22 protein-coding genes and 1 tRNA gene are annotated in these 17481 nt (G+C 67.6%); 21 read left to right on the top strand and 2 right to left on the bottom strand.

The features are described from left to right. Nucleotides 1-25 precede the first annotated feature (25 nt). The 8 genes from JHN63_RS19390 (at nt 26) to JHN63_RS19355 (ending at nt 6721) form a co-directional block, all read left to right on the top strand. Nucleotides 26-1648, top strand: coding sequence for a ParB N-terminal domain-containing protein (locus JHN63_RS19390; RefSeq protein WP_200682348.1), 1623 nt, complete (start codon nt 26-28; stop codon nt 1646-1648). A gap of 93 nt (nt 1649-1741) precedes the next feature. Continuing rightward, complete coding sequence (locus JHN63_RS19385) at nt 1742-2344, top strand: hypothetical protein (RefSeq protein WP_200682347.1); 603 nt, start codon at nt 1742-1744, stop codon at nt 2342-2344. Nucleotides 2345-2360: 16 nt separating this feature from the next. Further along, complete coding sequence (locus tag JHN63_RS19380; protein WP_200682346.1) at nt 2361-3176, top strand: hypothetical protein; 816 nt, start codon at nt 2361-2363, stop codon at nt 3174-3176. 572 nt (nt 3177-3748) lie between these two features. Further along, a complete protein-coding gene (locus tag JHN63_RS19375) occupies nt 3749-4789 on the top strand; it encodes a YgjP-like metallopeptidase domain-containing protein (protein WP_200682345.1) in 1041 nt (346 codons plus the stop codon). Between the two features lie 32 nt (nt 4790-4821). Continuing rightward, nucleotides 4822-5289 carry a hypothetical protein gene (locus JHN63_RS19370; protein ID WP_200682344.1) on the top strand — a complete coding sequence of 156 codons (468 nt, stop codon included), beginning with the start codon at nt 4822-4824 and terminating at the stop codon, nt 5287-5289. Next, on the top strand, nt 5286-5756 hold the full coding sequence (locus tag JHN63_RS19365; RefSeq protein WP_200682399.1) for a hypothetical protein: 471 nt from the start codon (nt 5286-5288) through the stop codon (nt 5754-5756). Before JHN63_RS19370 ends, JHN63_RS19365 begins: the two co-directional genes overlap by 4 nt. Next, on the top strand, nt 5753-6247 hold the full coding sequence (locus tag JHN63_RS19360; RefSeq protein WP_200682343.1) for a DUF6283 family protein: 495 nt from the start codon (nt 5753-5755) through the stop codon (nt 6245-6247). The genes JHN63_RS19365 and JHN63_RS19360 overlap by 4 nt, the downstream gene beginning before the upstream one ends. Nucleotides 6248-6645: 398 nt before the next feature. Further along, nucleotides 6646-6721, top strand: a tRNA-Arg gene (locus tag JHN63_RS19355). Nucleotides 6722-6817: 96 nt separating this feature from the next. Here JHN63_RS19355 and JHN63_RS19350 read toward each other — a convergent pair. Beyond that, nucleotides 6818-8581 carry a tyrosine-type recombinase/integrase gene (locus tag JHN63_RS19350; RefSeq protein ID WP_200682342.1) on the bottom strand — a complete coding sequence of 588 codons (1764 nt, stop codon included), beginning with the start codon at nt 8579-8581 and terminating at the stop codon, nt 6818-6820. Nucleotides 8582-8766: 185 nt separating this feature from the next. On the opposite strand from JHN63_RS19350, the gene JHN63_RS19345 reads away from it, so the two are divergent. Both JHN63_RS19345 and JHN63_RS19340 read left to right on the top strand, forming a co-directional pair. Next, nucleotides 8767-8967 carry a DNA-binding protein gene (locus tag JHN63_RS19345; protein WP_200682341.1) on the top strand — a complete coding sequence of 67 codons (201 nt, stop codon included), beginning with the start codon at nt 8767-8769 and terminating at the stop codon, nt 8965-8967. A 293-nt stretch (nt 8968-9260) separates the two neighbouring features. After that, a complete protein-coding gene (locus tag JHN63_RS19340; protein ID WP_200682340.1) occupies nt 9261-10190 on the top strand; it encodes a recombinase family protein in 930 nt (309 codons plus the stop codon). 78 nt (nt 10191-10268) lie between these two features. Here JHN63_RS19340 and JHN63_RS19335 read toward each other — a convergent pair whose 3' ends face one another. Next, nucleotides 10269-11093, bottom strand: coding sequence for a helix-turn-helix domain-containing protein (locus tag JHN63_RS19335; RefSeq protein ID WP_200682339.1), 825 nt, complete (start codon nt 11091-11093; stop codon nt 10269-10271). 345 nt (nt 11094-11438) lie between these two features. Between JHN63_RS19335 and fabG the strand changes: the two genes are divergently transcribed. From fabG to JHN63_RS19280, 11 genes are all read left to right on the top strand, one after another. Then, on the top strand, nt 11439-12170 hold the full coding sequence (gene fabG / locus JHN63_RS19330; RefSeq protein ID WP_200682338.1) for a 3-oxoacyl-ACP reductase FabG: 732 nt from the start codon (nt 11439-11441) through the stop codon (nt 12168-12170). Between the two features lie 137 nt (nt 12171-12307). Then, nucleotides 12308-12625, top strand: coding sequence for a hypothetical protein (locus JHN63_RS19325; RefSeq protein WP_200682337.1), 318 nt, complete (start codon nt 12308-12310; stop codon nt 12623-12625). Nucleotides 12626-12814: 189 nt separating this feature from the next. Then, nucleotides 12815-13777, top strand: coding sequence for a ParB/RepB/Spo0J family partition protein (locus JHN63_RS19320; protein ID WP_200682336.1), 963 nt, complete (start codon nt 12815-12817; stop codon nt 13775-13777). Nucleotides 13778-13889: 112 nt separating this feature from the next. Next, a complete protein-coding gene (locus tag JHN63_RS19315; protein WP_200682335.1) occupies nt 13890-14195 on the top strand; it encodes a hypothetical protein in 306 nt (101 codons plus the stop codon). Further along, nucleotides 14192-14410: a hypothetical protein gene (locus JHN63_RS19310; protein WP_307781924.1), complete on the top strand. Its 219-nt coding sequence runs from the start codon at nt 14192-14194 to the stop codon at nt 14408-14410. Before JHN63_RS19315 ends, JHN63_RS19310 begins: the two co-directional genes overlap by 4 nt. A gap of 28 nt (nt 14411-14438) precedes the next feature. Further along, nucleotides 14439-14816, top strand: a complete 378-nt coding sequence (locus JHN63_RS19305) for a hypothetical protein (protein ID WP_200682334.1) — start codon at nt 14439-14441, stop codon at nt 14814-14816. A 30-nt stretch (nt 14817-14846) separates the two neighbouring features. Further along, entirely contained in the window at nt 14847-15722 is an 876-nt protein-coding gene (locus JHN63_RS19300) for a hypothetical protein (protein ID WP_200682333.1), read from the top strand. A 232-nt stretch (nt 15723-15954) separates the two neighbouring features. Next, nucleotides 15955-16446 carry a hypothetical protein gene (locus JHN63_RS19295; protein ID WP_200682332.1) on the top strand — a complete coding sequence of 164 codons (492 nt, stop codon included), beginning with the start codon at nt 15955-15957 and terminating at the stop codon, nt 16444-16446. A 121-nt stretch (nt 16447-16567) separates the two neighbouring features. Continuing rightward, nucleotides 16568-16810, top strand: a complete 243-nt coding sequence (locus tag JHN63_RS19290) for a hypothetical protein (RefSeq protein WP_200682331.1) — start codon at nt 16568-16570, stop codon at nt 16808-16810. Between the two features lie 33 nt (nt 16811-16843). Next, nucleotides 16844-17110, top strand: a complete 267-nt coding sequence (locus JHN63_RS19285) for a hypothetical protein (protein ID WP_200682330.1) — start codon at nt 16844-16846, stop codon at nt 17108-17110. Between the two features lie 17 nt (nt 17111-17127). Beyond that, nucleotides 17128-17319 (top strand): hypothetical protein, encoded by a 192-nt coding sequence (locus JHN63_RS19280; protein WP_200682329.1) that lies wholly within the window; start codon nt 17128-17130, stop codon nt 17317-17319. Nucleotides 17320-17481 lie beyond the last annotated feature (162 nt).

Genomic DNA, 17481 nt, shown 5'->3' with positions numbered 1-17481 from the left:
GCCCATCACTTGAAGGACCACCACCATGAGCACCACCACCGACGTACGCCCGGAAGCCGTCGAGGGATTCGCCGGCCGCTTCGTCTGGGTCGATCCCCACGACCTTGTTGTCGACCCGTACAACCACCGCAAGGATCGCGCCGAGACAGACGGCGAGGACACCACCCAGCCCGACCCTGAACTCCAGGCCAGCGTCGATGAACTCGGTGTCCTCACCCCACTCGTGCTGCGCCCGCAGGAAGGCGAGAACGAAGGCAAGCTCGGGATCATCTTCGGCCAGCGCCGCAACAACGCGGCCCTGGCCGCCGCGAAGAAGGCCCGGGCGAAGAAGAAGCCGTACCGGCTCGTTCCCGCGATCGTCCGCGACGACCTTGCCGGGGTTGACGATGCGGCACTGACGGTGTCGTTCATCGAGAACAAGCACCGCCGCCAGGCCACCGTCCGCGACGACATCGAAGCTGCCCGGCAGCTCTCCCTCATGAACATCCCCAAGGCCCGCAAGGTGCGTAACGCGCGCGCCATGGGTTTCAAGCCTGCCGAGCTCGGCGCCGCCAGCAAGGCCGCCCAGCTCTCCGACGCGTCGCTGGCCGAGGCGATCGAGGAGGACTTCAACCTCATCGAGCTGGCCGAGTTCCAGGAGGTCGAAAGCGTCGAGGACGCCCTGTGGACCCTGAAGCGGGCCAAGGCGCGTGACCAGCGGGAGAACAACACCAAGCGCGGCCACTGGAAGCATGCCCTTGCCGGTCTGCGCGCCGAGAAGGAACTCACCGATAAGTGCGCTCAGCAGGCCGCCGACCTGGCTGCCGCGGAGGTCACGGTCGTCGACTGGCGCTGGGACTGGTCCGCCACCAGCACGAGGCCGCTCACCGACCTCCTCACCGATGACGGCGCCCCGCAGACCTCGCAGACCCACCACGCCTGCCCCGGTCACGCTGCGTGCGTCTCCCCGAACGACGCCGAGGTGATCTGGCTGTGCACCGCCTGGCACCGCCACGGTCACCCGCTCACCACCGAGGCCGCCCAGAAGGACACCGCCCAGGCAGGCCCGGACAAGGAGGCGGCCAAAGCGGAGCGGCGCCTGGTCATCGCGAACAACAAGGCGTGGAGGCAGGCCCGCGAGGTCCGCGCGGACTTCATCAAGGACCTGTGCCAGCAGCCCGAGGCCAGCACCCGCGTGTGGCCACTGATCCTCTCGATGATCACCGGCACCAGCTACGCGTACGAGAACTACGTCAGCCGCAAGAGGACCGACCTGACCGCACGCTTCCTCGGCGTCGAGGACCCCAACGAGGGCAACAGTCAGTGGACTCGGGTGGGCGACCCGTTCGGCGCGGTCATCTCACGCACCAGCCCGGCGCGCTCCTGGAGGGTCCTGCTCGCCCACGTCGCTGGCGCCTACGAGGTGGAGCACATGGACGACGCCGCCTGGCGCAACCGCATCAATGAGCAGACAGTCGCGTGGCTGACGTTCCTGCAAGCGGAGGGCTACGCGCTGAGCACCGTCGAAGCGGAGACCGTGGCCAAGGGCCGCGCCCAGCAGGAGGAAGAGAAGGCGGACGCTCGGGGGGACGACGAGCCGGAGCAGAACGAGGACACCGAGGACCTCGAGGACAGCCAGAAGCACGAGCCGATTGCGGCCGCAGCCTGACCTCCCTCGGCGGGAGGCCCGCTCCTCTTCGGGCCTCCCGCTGGCCTCCAGCCCGCAATCACTCGCTTCCCGCCTCTTCGAAGGAACCGCTCCATGCGCACTGCTCGCTCCGCGCTCGACTACGCCCGCATCCTGGCTGCCCTGCTGGGACCCGACTGGACAGCAGACAGCTGCGGGCACAGCGACCTCGCACTCCTCAACGGCCCCGCCATGTCACTGGAAGTTGCCACCCCGACGCCCGTACGCGCGTCCGGCGCCGTCAAGGTCTCCCTGTCTCATACGCACGCCTTCGTCTGGCCCCGCCGCGGCGACCAGCGCCACGAAGTGATCGGCACGATCGGGGATCCGCAGGTCGTCGCCGATGCCATCCTCACCACGGGCCTGCCCGCGTGGACCAGGCTCCTCGCCGACCTCAGCGTGCGCACCGACCGTACGCTCAGTGCGCTCAAGGCGTTCATGACCATGGCCGAGCAACTGGCCGGCGCCGAGGCGCAGGTGGCCTACGGGTCCGTGCCCGGCGTCGCAGATCTGCGCTGGCCCGGCGGCAGGGCCACCCTCCGCGCCGACGACGAAGGCGGCATCCGCATCGCCCACCTCGACCTGTCCGACCTGACCGCCAGCACCTTCGTGAACGTGCTCCGCACCGTGTCCGGCACCGAAGTCCTCGCCAACGCTGCCAACACCACCGCTTCCTGAACGGCACAAGACACCCATGAAGATCAACCGCCGCAAGGCCACCTGGTACCCGAAAGTCTCCAAGCATCTCTCGCAGGCCGTCACGACCAGCGGCGCCTGGACCGTACGCACCGAAGGGGACGAGCTGATCCCCACCGAATTCGCCCAGCGCAACCCGCACATCGTCGACTCCATGCCCGACGAGCAGGATTACGTGCGCTTCCTCCGTCTGCACGCCGTTCACGACGGCCGCGAACTGATCACCGAGATGACTCCCGGCTACGCCGAGGACCTCGGATACGCGCTCATCGACAAGGGCGCACGGACCAGGGTGGCCAACTACGAGCAGCAGGACGGCTTCACCACCGACCGAGAGCCGTGGGAGGCGGCGGTCGCCTCGCACAAGAGGGCGCAGACCGCTGCCGTCGACCGGGCGGTGGAGCTGATCCAGATGGTGTGGCCCGCACTGCAGGCCCGCTACGGGAACATCCTCAGCTTCGACAGCGAGGTGCTCGGCCGCTGGTACATCGTGGTCGACAACGAGGGGGCGACCGCGAGGGTCGAAGCCGCACGCGTACCGGGCCGCGCTTGGGGCACGTTCGTCGAGGCGGCCATGGATCGCAGTTGGTTTCAGAAGGGGCGCTTCCACGGCGCCGAGGACTGGGCACGTGCCAGGCCAGGGCACTACGAGGCGAAGTCGCTGCGGGCCCAGTACAGCGACCGCCTTCATGTCGGCACTGACGGGCAGGCCGTCGAGCTCGTTCTGTACAGCAGCGAAGTCCGCAAGGTCGCCCGAGGGCTCGCTCTGATGCTCGCCACCCTCGAGCGGTATCCGGACAGCGCGACGGTCTGACCGGAAGCCGCATCCCCTCTGTGACCTGCATGAACGGGTTTGACGCCCCCTTCATGCATAGTAGAATTAACTTAACGAGGAGGGGGGCGCCCCACGCCTGCGCGACCGCCGATAGAAGGCGCCGCCGGCGCGGGCGCCCCCCTCCACCCGCGCCTGCCCCACCCGCCGAAATCAAGGAACCGTCATCACCACCACGTCGAACGGCTTCATCGTCACCGTCGAACAGACCCCGACCGTCCCCGCCACAGCCCTGGAAGAAGGCGACACCTTCGCCCTCATCGGCAACGACAGCCCGCTGACCATCCGCGCGAAGCAGCGTCACCTCCAGCCGCTATGGCTCCTCGACCTCGAAGGCCACGATTCGCCGATCACGCTTCGCGACGACGAGCCGATACGCCCACTGCGCATGCTGCGCGCCTTCGACCTCGCCTGCCAGCTCTGCACCCGCACCCGCCGACACGTCCTCGACCTTCCCGTCCACGGCATCCCACAGACCTGGGTCTGCGACCAGCACTAGCCGCACCAGAACCCCGCCAGCCAGCCAAACCTGCACGTCTCAAGGACTCACGACCATGCCCACCAGCGACCGCACCATACGCGTCGGCACCATCGACGTCACCGTTCGCACCAGCAACAGAACCACGCTGACCGTCACCGTCACCAGGGGCGGCAGCATCATCGTCCGCGGCCCGCACTCCACCACCGACACCGACGCCGCCGCCCTCGTCGAACGACGCCGTTCATGGATCTACCGCCAGCTCTCACGCCTCGCCGAGACCACACCCGACAACCCTCGAAGGGAACTCATCCGCGGCGCGGGATTCGACGTTCTCGGCCGACCGCACCGCCTGCACATCGTCCCCGATGACGACCAGGACGAGCCGCTCATCCAGTACCGGAGCACCCCTACCGGCGGTTGGCTCCACATCCGCCGCAGCACAACGCTGAAACTGGATGAAGCCAGACGAAATATCATCAACTTCTACGCCGAAACCGGTGGTGAATGGCTGAAACTCAACTATCCACAGATCACTAGATACACACCAAACAGTTCCATACCGGTCACCTTCTCCACCCGCATGCGCACCACCTGGACCCACAACCACCCAACTCGCGGGCTCACCTTGCACTGGGCCACAACACAACTCCCGCCCACACTCCTGCACGAACTCATTCACCGCGCCCTGAACCTCCACACCATCACCCCCAGCCGCGACCTCAACAACGCCCTCCGCACTCTCTGGCTCGGCCGACTCTCCACCCCCACCAGCGCCGTCGACCCGCGACTCCACCTCACCCCGGCGCCCACAGACCACTGCCCAGATTGCTCCGCCCCACCAGGCACCTTGCACGCCGACCGCTGCGACATCGCACGCTGCGCCATCACCGGCTTCCAGCGCGCCCACTGCCACCCCGGCAACACCTGCAACACCGTCTGGACCGGCGAACTCCCCGGCGAGCCCGAATGCACCGAATACGGCTACTACTGCCGCCCCACCCCAGACGGCTACGAGCCCTGCAACGCCGACGACCCGGGCGCCATGCACGACTTCAACCGGCTTTACCGCGAATGCCGCTGGAATCCCACAACCCAGCGCATGACCCTGCCCTGACCCCCACCCCGCGACAAGGACGAACTCTCCCCATGGCAGCAACGCCCCCGCGCACAACGGCAATGCGACCAGGCCTGTCGGACGACATGCTCGCGGTATGGCAGGTCACCTACTACGAGGCAGCCGAGGACGGCATCGGACGCAAGCCGAAGGGCCGCTGCTGGATAACCGAGGCCGAAGCCCACCCACTGACCTCGAACCGCACGGTCGGCCATCAGGTGTGGCTCTTCATCAACCAACAGCGCGCGGACATACCCGAGATAGACATGGCCAGCGGACACGTCCAGCTCCAGGGCTACGCCGCCTGCGAGCCCAACCCCAACGGAAGGCTGCCCCGCGTACACGGAGTCCACTGCACCGAATGCGGCTCAGACCAGGTGACGTTCACAGCGCGAGCGTGGGCGAACTGCCGGACCTGCGGCAAAGGCCAGGCACAAAGCGAAGCGATGCTGTGCTCCGAGCACTGCGAGGACTGCAGCGCGAAGGCGCTGAACGCATGACCAACGCAATCAGCACGGCCGTCATCACGGAGATGTTCCCTCCACCGCCCGACGGCCGCACGTCAGAAGAACTACGGGCCGAGGCCGAGGCCCTGGTCCCCACCGACACCGACGAGTTCGACGAGACGTACTCCACCTCCTACGGCGTCCACAACGCCGAAGGCCCATGGCCCAGGTGGCTGGCCGTTGCGCTCACCATCCGCGGCCTCAGCAAGAACGCGACGGTCACCGTCGAATACGGGGAGCTCGTCATCCGACACGCAGACGGCTCCTCCTCCACCCTGCGCCCCCTTGGCACCGACCCGGTACTCCCGGACGCTGACCCGATGGGCTGCCGCTACTGTGGCCTGCCCCGCAAGCACGGCAACCAGTCCTCCGCATGGGGACAACACGCGTACACCGAGCCGACACAATTCCAGATCAAGGCGCGAATGCTGGAGCGCCGCAGGAAGAGGGCAGGAAAGTGAACGACCAGGACACCGTCACCAACGAGTCCGTGGCCTCGTCACTCCGCCCGCCGGCGCCGCGCCCATGTGACAGCTGCCCGTACTGGCGCGACGTGCCCTCGGGAATCTGGGCGCACGAAGAGTACGAGAAGCTGCGGCGCTACGACGCCCCCACCGCCCACCAGCCCACCGGACTGTTCCAATGCCACCAGACCGACGCCGACAGCGACACCCGACGCATCTGCGCAGGCTGGGCGGGGTGCCACGACGGCGCGCACCTCTTCTCGCTACGCATCGCTGTCCTCGTCCGTCGCATCGAACCGGCAACCCGCCAGGCCGTGGTCGACTACATATCCCCAGTCCCGCTCTTCGCCTCCGGCAACGAGGCCACCGACCACGGCCAAGTCGACCTTGACCAGCCCACCGACGAAGCCGAGCGACTGATCAACAAGATCTCGCGGACGCGAACGGACCTGCGAGGTCGGACAGCGTTGGAGCCCGAGCACGGCTGAGAGCTACCCGGCGACATGGCGGCGTCTGCACCGGACCGAACCAAGATCGCTGAAGGAGGAGCGTACGGCAAAGCGCACCGTCGCCGTCGTCAGGCAGAGCAGACCGCGAACCCTGAGCCGTTGTCACAGGAATCGGGATGGGGCCCGACCTGGAGCGACGATGCTTCGTACCTCGTGATGAGCCTTGCGCGGGGGCCCGGGCGGTCTCCGGGGGACAAGCGGGGGACAGAAGGAATGAGACGGACGGGGAACGGTAGGGCAAGACACGGTAAGAACAGGTACTGCCTTCGGGCCTCGCCCCGTGCTTCTCGAACATCCTCTGACCTGGGAAAACGGGAACCTTGCCGTGTGGGAGCCCGTATCCGCTAGGGTAGACGCCGGATCCAAGTGATCCCCCCGCCCTCGTAGCTCAGGGGATAGAGCGCGGCTCTCCTAAAGCGGGTGTCGCAGGTTCGAATCCTGCCGGGGGCACCATGCCTGACCAGGCATAATGCATCGAACAGCCCCCTCGGAGTGATCTCCGAGGGGGCTGTTTCGTGCTCCGGGGGACACGCGGGGGACAAGGTGCGATCAGGCGGCGTCCGGGGCCCCGTCGCGGGGGACAGAGGACACCAGCCGCAGATGTCCTCTGCTGCGGGAGGGCTGGGCCTGGGGCTCGTCAGCAGTCTGCCGCTCCTCTTCGTACGGCTCATCGGCGATCTGCGACGGCTGGCTCTCCCCCACTGCGGCGGGGGCGGCTGCGGCGGGAGGCTCGGCGTCAGTCTCGGTGGCGGACTGCTGCGTGTCGTCAGGCTTGTTGATGCCGTTGCGGCGGGGCACGAGGTCGAGGGGGGCGTCGGCTGCGGCCTGCTCGAACTGGGGCATCAGGCTGGTGTAGGTGTCGGCGGTGAGCTGGTAGCTGCTGTGGCCGAGCAGGACCTGGATGGCCTTCATGGAGAGGCCGGCGGCGAGGCTCAGGGAGGCCGCGCAGTGGCGCAGGTCGTGGAGCCTGATGGGCGGGAAGCCGAGTCGCTTGATGAACCGGTCGAAGGCCTGGGAGACGTTCTTGGGGTGATGAGGGCGGCCGTCGGGCAGGGTGAAGACCTTGCCGGAGTCGACGTAGGGATGGTCGTACGCCTTCAGCGCCTGCCCCTGCCGCTCTTGTGGGGTGGCGTCCAGCCACTGCTGGTGCTTGCTCTCCCATTCGGCGCGCTGGGCCTTCTGGACGTCCCGCCAGGCGGTCAGGAGGGCAAAGGTCGCGTAGTCCAGGGCGACGGCGCGGCGGCCGCTGCTGCTCTTGGGGGTGTCTTCCCAGACGGCGTTGGTGGAGTCGGTGACGATCTGTTCGCTGATGTGCGCGACGCCTTTGGTCATATCAAGTTCGGACCAGGGAAGGCCTGTTGCTTCGCCGCGGCGTGGTGCACGGAAGGCCATGAGGTGCCACATGATGTACAGGCCTTGTTCGACGGCTGCGTCGAGGAATTCACCGGTCTGCTCGGGGGTCCAGACCATGACGGGGCTGGGCTTCTCGCCGGTTTCACGCCAGCGGGCCACGCGCTCTTCGGTCCAGACGAGCGCCTCAGGGCGCTCGTACTTCGGAATGGTGACGAGCTTGGCCCAGTTCTGGGTGATCAGCTTCTCGGTGACGGCGTCGGAGAGCGCGGCGGAGAGGCAGTCGAGGTACTTCTTCTGCCTGCCGGGGCCAGTGTCCTGGCGGGGCTTGGTGCGGGCCTCCTTGAGGGCTTCACGGGCCTGGTGCCAGGTCTGGCGAAGCTCCGGAGGTCGGGGGGTTGGGGCTTTCCTCCAGGCCTGGTGGGCGGCGTCGCAGGCGGCCTTGGCCTGCTGGGCGGCGATGCGGTTGGCTTCCTTGATCTTGTTGAAGGCCCAGATCTGCTTGAACATCTCCTGGATGTGGCGGTCCCGGAGCTCGCGCATGGAGAGGTGGCCGAGTGCGGGTATGAGGATGCGGTCGATGAAGTCGCGGTAGTCGCTGCGGGTGCTGCGCTTGAGGTCGACGCGCTTGTCGTGCCAGCGGTTGAGGTACTGGGCGACGGTCTCTTTGGACTCGACGTTGACGCCGCCTTGGGCCTCGTCCCACAGCTTCTGCGCCTCTTCCTTAGCTTTCGTCTGGGTCAGGAAGCCGCCCTTGCGGGGGCGTCGGCGCTGTCCGCCGACGCCGTCGGGGAGTTTGACGTAGTAGTACCAGGTTCCGTGTTCGCGCTTCTTCAGCAGAGGGCAGCTTGAGCCGAGTTCACGCGTCTTGGGCCGGCCGGAGGCGTCGGGGATCGGCTGGCCGGTGTCGTCGAGCTTGGGCTCGGTGCACTTGCATCGCTTGTAGACGCTGCCGTCGAACACGTGGGATTCCCCCTGAATGTGCTGGGTTATTCCTTACGCGTCCTGATCATGCTGTAGCGAAGGTGACGCTTCCTTGGGCGCCGTATGCTTCCTGCCAGGTGGCGCGGGGAAGAGGGATGTGACCACCTTTGTCCTCATCTGCGATGACCGTGCAGCGCACTCGTTCCGAGGGGCGCCGCGGCGGGATGTCCGTCGAGGAAGTGAGGTCCCTGCCGGCTGCGGTGAGCGTGGTGACGGCGGCTCGCGCGTTGGGGATCGGTTCGGACAAGGCGTACGAGTTGATCAGGGACGGCGCGTTCCCGGCGCAGACGATTCCGCTGGGTCAGACGCAGAAGGTGTCGACGGCGAGCTTGTGGAAGGCACTGGGGATCACCCTGGATGTGTAGCCACCTATCCGGCCCGGACGTTGCGTCGTTTGTGCACGTCCGGGCCCCTCTTCTACCTCGCTCCGGCATGGATGTAACTGCTGACGATGCAGATTGCCCCGTACAGGTTGCTATGAGCCGCGTCACACCTGCCAGCAGGTGACGCTCTCCTGGCCTGCAAATATCGCGTTAAGGCTGGCCAGTTCACGACGTCTCACGCACGTATAGCCCTCGACCCAGATATACATTGGCCTATGTCAGGTCTAAGGGGCTCCTAACGCGTCGCCGACGCAAGGGGTCGCAGGTGCGAATCGTTGATCGGAGTCAGCTGCGTGGGACGGTTGTCGGGCTACGTGCGCGCAGGGGTGGTGCATCCGAAGGAGGCGCCGTTGCTGCGCGAGGCCGTCACGCTGCTGTTCGGTGGCGATTCGGAAGCCGAGGCGACGCGGTGGCTGACGAGCAAGGGCATGCTGACTCCGCGCGGCAACGAGTTCCGTCGCGAAGTTCTGCACCGGCTGCTGGCCAATCCGCGGCTTGCGGGTCTGGATGAGAACGGCGAGCCGATCGAGGGCTGGGACGAGCGGGTTCTGGAGCCGGACGTCTACATGCGTCTGCAGGCTCTGTTCGTGGAGCGCAGCGAGAAGCGCGGCACGCCGCGTGACGCCCACGAGTACCTGGTCACCGGCGGGTGCGCGGTGTGCGACGAGTGCACGCAGGCCATGATCGGCAGCCGCGCCCACGCCGAGGCCCCGCCGTCCTATAAGTGCGACGGCTGCGGGAGAACACGCATCAACGCCGAGAAGCTCGAAGACTTCGTGGCCGAGCACGTTCTGGCTGAACTGCTGAAGCCGGGGGCACGTGAGCGGCTTGAGCAGTTGCAGCGTGACATCGAGGCGGAGATCGCCCGCTTGAAGGAGCACATTGCGGGGGCCGACGAACGGTTCGCCGGCATCGGCGATCTGTACGGGCGCGGGCTGATGGTGAAGGCCGCGTTCGTCGCCGCGCAAAAGGCCAGCAAGGAAGACCTGCGAACGTCCAAGGTGCGGCTGAAGCACCTGGAGCAGATGACCGACCTGCCGATCGGCGACGTGCACGACCTGGTGGCCTGGTGGCGTACGGCCCCGTTCGCGTCGAAGCGGGGCCTGGTACTGCTGGAGATCGAGCACGTGCGGGTCGGCCGCGCCGAAGGCAGCCAGGCCCCGGAAAAGCGGGTCCTGCTCGACTGGCGCCAGCCCGTCAGCTGAACGAATATCGCGACCTCGTTGGTGACCGGGGCGGGGCCAGCCGCACCCCGGTCGGTGAGCGCGGACGCTCCTCAGTGGCTACATGCCCGAGATGGCGGAGGGCATGGCCTGCTGAGCGAGGTCGCCGGGTGCAACGATCATGAGCCGGGTGTTGTCACCCAGCCTCGCCAGGGCCACGAACTCGACCTCGGTCTCCTCGTGCTGGTGCGGCAGGTAGAGGCGGCGGCGGTCGCCGTCGGGGTGGGCGACGGTGGTGACGTCGTCGTCGAGGATTCGGCGGGCGACCGGATCGGCCTGCCTGATGTGGTCGCAGACCTGGCTGAGGCGCGCGTCGTCCGGGTTCGCTTTGTGCGCGAGGCGCAGTTGTGAGGCCATGGGTTTGGCCCAGGTCTCCTCCCAGTCGATGAGCTGCAGGCGCGCTTCGGGGAAGGTGAGTGCCCAGATCATGACGTTGATGCCGTGCATCATCCACGGGTAGTCGCGGGCCGCGGCCTCGTTGAAGACGCGTACGTCCCAGCTGTGGGTGTAGGTGTACGCGGGATATATCTGGCTGTGGACGATGGCCGCGCCGACGGGGTCGATGGAGCTGGCGTCCGCGTTCGGGAGCGGTGGCGGTTCGCAGCCGTTGGCCTCCAGCCACAGGTGGGCGCGTTGCGCACTGTCCAGGCCGAGGACGCGCACGATCCTCTCCAGGAACTCGTCGCCGACGTGATCGAGGACGCCGCGCTCCAGCTTTCCGTACCAGCCCTCGGTCACGCCTGTCAGTTCGGCCACGTCACGTTGGGTGAGGCCTGTGCGGCGGCGCGCGCCGTAGCGGGCGGTGAATCCGGGCACGGCGTGCGGGTCGCGTGATTCGCGCCAGGACTTGAGCATGCGGGTGATCGGAGGCAGGTTCCGCGACATGAAGGTGTAGAGCTCCCCTGAAGTAAAGAACAGGAAAAGTATTAGGGAACCCTAACGCAGCTTATACGTGTGTCCGACTTGAGGGGCCTGCCGGATAAGACGGGCATGTTCAGTGTCATTCCAGACATTCCGACACCTCGGGCGGGCGATAACCCGTACTCGCAGTGCCGGTTCTGCGGATACCGGCACGCTTAGAACCGGCCTAACGGGCTGGAATCCGGGCAATGTGTGGCACCGCCGCCGGGGTCACCTTCCTCGACGGCCCTCTCGCCTCCGATCTCTGCCCCACCGGGCGACGAGCCGTGGGCGGACATTGCATCGACGACGATCCCAGAGGTGTCAGGCATGAGCGTCTTCATCACCGGCGGTAACCGAGGCATCGGCTACGCCATAGCCACGGAGCTTGCCGAGGCGGGCCACAACGTGACCGTCACCTACCGCTCCGGCGAGCCCCCCGCCCATTCCTACCTGCCGGGCCAGGAGCACACCGGGGGTCGCTTCCTTGCCGTGCGATGTGACGTGACCGACCCTGAGCAGGTCGACCTGGCGTTCAAGCAGTCCGAGGCCGAGCACGGCCCGGTCACCTCCCTAGTCTCCAATGCGGGGATCACCCGTGACGGGCTGCTCGCCCGCATGAGCGAGGACGACTTCACCGCCGTCCTCGATGCGAACCTGACCGCCGCCTACCGGGTCGCCAAGCGCGCTCTGCCGAGCATGCTGCGCGCCAAGGGCGGCCGGATGGTGTTCATTTCGTCGGCGACCGCGATGCACGGGGAGGCCGGGCAGACCAACTACGCCGCCTCCAAGGCCGGGCTGATCGGACTGGCCCGGTCCATCGCCCGCGAGTACGGCTCGCGCAGCATCACCGCGAACGTCGTCGCGCCGGGGCTGACCGCCACGGACATGGCCGCCGCCCTGCCGGAGGACCGCACCAAGGCACTGCTCGGGCAGATCCCGCTCGGCCGTCTCGGGCAGCCCGAGGAGATCGCGCGCCCCGTGCGGTTCCTCATCGACGAGGGCTCCTACATCACCGGCGCGGTGATCCCGGTCGACGGCGGCGCGGGAATGGGGCACTAGCAGGTGACCGTATCGAGGCAGCCCGCTAGGGGCTGCGGGGGAAGACGGAGGCGAGGCCGCGAGGCGGGACGGCGGCGCTGCGCACAAGCTCGGAAAGGGGCAGCCGGTCTACGCACTGCCGGGACAAGGGGGCCGGGGTGATCGACGTCGACCGCATTCTGGCACTGGCAGCGCAGCCAGCCCTGACAGGGTCGGGCCGCGGCCGCGATGCGGACCGCATGGCCGCGCTGGCCGGACTCACGGGCCGGCGCGATGCGCCGGCCCGGCCTGTGGCGTGGTCGGCGGCCCGGTGCACTGAGCACCTCGGGCAGACAGGGCTTGAGGCGCCGGGCAACCGCGCGGCGGTGCGGATGTGCAGGGCGTGCCCGATCCACAAGGAGTGCTTCGCCGTTCCCGCCTCGGGGGCGCCGCCGCAGGTACAGGCCTGGCGTGAGCGGGTGGACGAGCAGTTGTAGGTGACGCTGATGGGCGCCGAGATCTTCTCGGCGCCCATCAGCGTTTCCGCATGTCAGAGCCCGTTTACGAACGTGGTCGAGGTCACGTTGGCGCGGTATGCCGGGAGTGGACACCCCCTTCAAGCATAGTAGAATTAACTCAAGAGATGAGGGAGAAAGAAACCTCACCAGCACCACTTGGAGCCCGAAATGCAGCGCGTCCTCAAGATGAGCCAGGTCCACCGCAACCCGCGCCAGCCGCGCGAGTACTTCAGCGAGGACGCGCTGAACGAGCTGGCCACCTCGATCGACAAGTACGGCCTCATGCAGGCCATCGAGGTCCGCCCCGACAACGAGCAGGGCGGCTACGAGATCGTCTCCGGCGAGCGCCGCTTCCGCGCCCACCAGATCCTCGGCCGCACCAAGATCCGCGCCAACATCACCTCGGAGAAGAGCGAACTCCAGCGGTTCAAGCGGTCCATGTCGGAGAACGTCACCCGCGAGGACATGACGCCGTTCGAGGAGGCCCACGGCTACCAGCGGATCCTCGACGAGGAGGAGGGCGCGACCATCGAGTCCGTGGCCGCCGACTTCGCGAAGACCACCACGTACGTGAAGCTGCGCCTCGCGCTGCTGGACCTGCGCATTGAGGTCCAGGAGCTTGTGCAGGACGGGAAGATCGGCACGCAGGCGGCTGTGCAGATCGCCGCCCTCAACCTTGCCAATCAGGGCTCCGTCCTCAGCAAGTTCGTACGCGGCGAGTTCGCCTCGGACAACGAGATCGTGCACTTTGCCTACGCGATGAAGCAGCAGCAGGAGCAGGCCGTCCTCATGGTCGTCGAGGAGATGACCGAGGAGCAGCGCACCGAGCGCGCGGCCGCGCAGAAGAAGACCCGCAGCACGCTCGACAAGATCGAGCAGGTGCGGGCGCTGCTCGACGAGATCGGCAAGACCGAGCCGCTGAAGCTCGCCGAGACCCTTGAGACGCAGGTCGGGGCACGCCTGGAGCAGCTCGACCGGGTCGCCGAGTCGCTGACCAAGGCCCGCTTCCAGCTCAAGCAGGCCAAGGCGCACGCCGAGGCCCGCCAGCTGGTCACGGTCAACCCGGAGGCCGAGGCCGACCACACCGAGGAGCCGGACGCCGCCGACGAGCGCGAGGCTGTCGCGGCCTGACCGGCTCAGCTCCGGGGGTGCGGGCAACCGCGTCCGCACCCCGGCCAGCGCGGCCACAACTCCGCGCCCTCCCTTTCCCGAAACCCCGCTACAGCACAGGAGCAGGTTCGTCATGCGCTACGGCGCGCCCCTCACTCCCGCCCAGGCCGAGCAGCTCGGTAAGGACGTCGGCATGATCGTCGCCTTCTCCGTGAAGGCCCTCAACCACATGCACGGCACGAACATCGACCGCCTCATGCGGACCTTCACCTCGTCCAACGCTCTGGAGGTCACCGCGGCCCGCTACTTGAAGGCCCTCGAGGACGGCCACACCCCGGGCGAGGCGGCAGGCCGGGCCGGGACCGCACTCGTACGGGACTGGGCGGACGCCGTCCTCGAAGCCTCCGGGACCGCCCAGCCTCACAAGGAGAGCAAGTGACCACTGGCAGGGACTGGACCGTCATGGGCCGCGCCGACTTCGACGCAGCGGCCCCCAACGAGCTGCCCGTACCGGCGGGCCCCGCTCGGATCGCTGCCGTACCCGACCGGTTCGGCACCGCCGCCCTCTTCGGCGACACCGTCCCTGATCCCGGCCCGCGTCGGTCCGGCCGCGAGCAGCCGGGCGACGTCGACGGTCAAGAAGAACTGTTCTGACACCCGCACCCCTGCAAGGAGTAAGTCTGTGAGCACGAGCACCGAGACGCTGCTCAGCGATGTCCGAAGCGCCCTGCACCGCCGTCACATAAGGTCCCATTCGCCGGACCCGGACAAGGGCCGCCCGGGCTGGCGGGCCCAGCCCACGCTGCTGGACGACATTCCAGCCGTGATCCTGACCTGGCACGGCGCGGAAGAGCCCAACGCCCATACGCCCGAGCACAGCACCATCACCGCGGTCGCAGGCTGGCTCCTCCATCTCGAACGCCACCTGGAGCAGGAGTTCATCGTGGGACGGCTCTATGCGGAACACCCTGGTCGCCGGGCCGACCGCACGCTCGTCGCCCTCCTCGCCTTCCACTCCGGCAAGGGCAACGCCGCACCAGGCGAGCAGAACGCCTCCTGACCTCAACTCCCCCTCACCGTAAGAGCCTTCATGCCGATCTACCTGCCTGCGCCAGCACCGACACGACCCGCCGACGGCAAGGGATTCAACCGCCTCAGCCTGAACGCCCACATCTGGACGGGCGGCGCGCAGTGCGCCCTGATACCCACCTCGTACCCGACGCTCTTCGAGAGCTATGACACTCGCCGCGCCCGGTGGGGCGGCTTCGGACCCTGCGTTCAGCGCAAGCCGGACTGCGAGACCTGCCCGGTGTTGACCGAACTGGACACCTCCACCGAGCAGATCACCTTCAACAGCCCGCGCGTCCTGGTCCGCATCGACACGACCGTCAACCCGGACGCGTCGTTCAACGCCACGCCGGTCACCACACTGTGGATGACCGACCAGCCAGACGATCCGCAGTACCGCAGCAACGGACAGGAATGGACCTGGCGGCGCGTCCTGCACGTCAAGGGCTGGGAGCTCGGCCGCCGGCACCGGGACGATCTCGGTGAGGGGTTCTGGCTTCACCGCACCGCGCATGCGGCGCCGCCGCACGTCGAGGTCCGCAGCAAGGCCCGCCAGACCTCCACGCGTCACGCCTTCTTCGTGAACGGTACGCGGGCAGCCCTGCTCACCTGCTACAGCCGATGCCGCCACGACGAGGCACTGCTCAACTCGGTCGGCCACCACACCCCCGAGCGCGCCGACGACGATACGACGGCACTGGGCTGGTCGCAGCTTCGCCTCCCGCAGGACCGCAGCCGTGGCCGGCACCTGAACCTCCAGGTGAACAGGGAGGCGTGCAGTGTCACCTTGACGGAGGGCAGTGAGGCCCTCGCCCGCCTGGAGTTCAGCGGTTCATCCTGGACGGCCGGGCTGATCCAGAGCGCGGCCGCCGCTCTGACCGCGCACATCGGGGGCTGACACCGTGGCGACGCACACGCCACCGCGGCCGTTCTTCCTGCCGGACGCTCATCTGCCGAACTCAGCTTCCACACCGTGGACATGCCGAACCTGCACAAGCGCCTGGCCGTGCGAGACAGCCGAGCCGTACCTCACTGAGGGCCGTTGCCAGTGCGGTTCAGCAACGTACTGGGAGAAGAGCAGGCCGCGGCGCTGGCACACCGGCCCTCGCTGCTACAGCCATGCCGACCAGATGGCCGCGCTCGCCGAGGAACTGCACCAGTACCACCAGGCGCACCCGCACTACCCGCCGTCCCGGCCGGTCCCGCCGAGACGCAGGCGCCGCCAGCGGCCTCCGTACGCGCACACTCCGAGCGGGCCCGGAGACATCTGGCCGGGGACGTGGCTGTGGGTCAGACCCGGTGGTCTGCATCCGGCCTGGGGCGACATTCACCGCCTGGCGATGCTTACGCATCTGGACCGGTCGTACTGCGAGGTGTGGCTGGACGACACCACTGTTCACCGCGTCAGACCGCACCTGTTGATTCTGGAGCGCACGCCCGTCGTGAACGCGGCCCGAGCGGCAGGCGTCACCTCCCTGGGGTGCGGCAGTGGTCCTTCGCTGAGGCCGCTTCTCCCCCAGTGGCAATGGCTCGGTTGGACGCTCGCGGAGCACATAGTGCATGTCGGCGCCGATCCCGAGCCGCAGGCAGAGCCCGTGCAGGAGGGCCTGTTCGCTGCATAACGCGCTGATGGGGCGTGGCGGAGGTCACTTGCGGGGAGTGGACACCCCCACTATAGATAGTAGAATTAACTCAAGAGGTGAGGGGGGAGCCCGCACCGGCCAACCACCGAAGGAGGAGCGGATGTTCGCCACTCCGGTGATCATCGACGCCACCACCGTCACCGGCGCCCACGCCCCGGAATGTGATGAATGCGAAGGTAGCGGCACCGTCACCTACCTGCACGGGCCGTACGAGCGCACCCGCGAGTGCGACACCTGCCACGGGACCGGCCGGTACATGCCCTGCCCCGCGTGCGACGACGGCACCAGCCCCGGCACGGGCGACACCTGCCCCATCTGCGAAGGCTTCGCAGCCCTCACCTGACCAAAAATAGGCCACGACCCAAAAGGAGCTTTGATGATCCTCGGAGACTCACTCACCGCGGAAGCCCTGGTCGCAAGCAGCAAGACCAACGCAACCATCAGCCCCAACGGCACGATCCGCCTCGCCATCACCCTGCACGACGGCACCATCCAGCACTTCGAGCACCCGCCCGCCGGCACCTGCACGGACTGGCGGGTCGCCGAACTCGAAGCCCCCGACTCAGGCTTCACCTTCAACGAACCCGTCACCGAACAGTGGGGCCACGCACTCACCCTCATCGCCCGCAACTCCCTTACCTGAACAGCCAGGAGGCCAGCATGGAAGACTTCGCGAAGCACACGGGCGTGACGCTCGCCCGGCCGACCCCCAAGGGCATGCTCCGGCCCTTCGGTGAAGTACGCGGACATGCCACCGACCCCATCAGCGGGCAGAGGCTCGTGATGGTGCAGTGGCCCGGCGCACCCAAGCCCCTCCCGTACGAGCCCGACGAACTCGCCATCGTCGACTGACCCAGAAATAGGCCAGTACACATCTTCATGCTAGGTTCTGAGTGATGTCAGGCCCTGGCACGGCCCGACCATCCACCCACACCTCCGGACGGGCAGCGACCCCCCGCGCCCCGCCCGCCCGGAGGCGTGGGTGGATGGTCGGGCCGTCCCAGGGGCTGACAT

It is taken from the genome of Streptomyces sp. MBT65 (genome assembly GCF_016612545.1).
Taxonomy (GTDB): domain Bacteria; phylum Actinomycetota; class Actinomycetes; order Streptomycetales; family Streptomycetaceae; genus Streptomyces.
The sequence above is the reverse complement of the archived record's forward strand: the minus strand, read 5'-3'. Positions and strand labels throughout refer to the sequence as shown.

Coding starts and splice junctions, on each gene's coding strand:
- JHN63_RS19390 (WP_200682348.1), top strand. CDS start 26: ATGAGCACCACCACCGACGTACGCCCGGAAGCCGTCGAGGGATTCGCC.
- JHN63_RS19385 (WP_200682347.1), top strand. CDS start 1,742: ATGCGCACTGCTCGCTCCGCGCTCGACTACGCCCGCATCCTGGCTGCC.
- JHN63_RS19380 (WP_200682346.1), top strand. CDS start 2,361: ATGAAGATCAACCGCCGCAAGGCCACCTGGTACCCGAAAGTCTCCAAG.
- JHN63_RS19375 (WP_200682345.1), top strand. CDS start 3,749: ATGCCCACCAGCGACCGCACCATACGCGTCGGCACCATCGACGTCACC.
- JHN63_RS19370 (WP_200682344.1), top strand. CDS start 4,822: ATGGCAGCAACGCCCCCGCGCACAACGGCAATGCGACCAGGCCTGTCG.
- JHN63_RS19365 (WP_200682399.1), top strand. CDS start 5,286: ATGACCAACGCAATCAGCACGGCCGTCATCACGGAGATGTTCCCTCCA.
- JHN63_RS19345 (WP_200682341.1), top strand. CDS start 8,767: ATGTCCGTCGAGGAAGTGAGGTCCCTGCCGGCTGCGGTGAGCGTGGTG.
- JHN63_RS19335 (WP_200682339.1), bottom strand. CDS start 11,093: ATGTCGCGGAACCTGCCTCCGATCACCCGCATGCTCAAGTCCTGGCGC.
- fabG (WP_200682338.1), top strand. CDS start 11,439: ATGAGCGTCTTCATCACCGGCGGTAACCGAGGCATCGGCTACGCCATA.
- JHN63_RS19320 (WP_200682336.1), top strand. CDS start 12,815: ATGCAGCGCGTCCTCAAGATGAGCCAGGTCCACCGCAACCCGCGCCAG.
- JHN63_RS19315 (WP_200682335.1), top strand. CDS start 13,890: ATGCGCTACGGCGCGCCCCTCACTCCCGCCCAGGCCGAGCAGCTCGGT.
- JHN63_RS19300 (WP_200682333.1), top strand. CDS start 14,847: ATGCCGATCTACCTGCCTGCGCCAGCACCGACACGACCCGCCGACGGC.
- JHN63_RS19295 (WP_200682332.1), top strand. CDS start 15,955: ATGGCCGCGCTCGCCGAGGAACTGCACCAGTACCACCAGGCGCACCCG.
- JHN63_RS19290 (WP_200682331.1), top strand. CDS start 16,568: ATGTTCGCCACTCCGGTGATCATCGACGCCACCACCGTCACCGGCGCC.
- JHN63_RS19285 (WP_200682330.1), top strand. CDS start 16,844: ATGATCCTCGGAGACTCACTCACCGCGGAAGCCCTGGTCGCAAGCAGC.
- JHN63_RS19280 (WP_200682329.1), top strand. CDS start 17,128: ATGGAAGACTTCGCGAAGCACACGGGCGTGACGCTCGCCCGGCCGACC.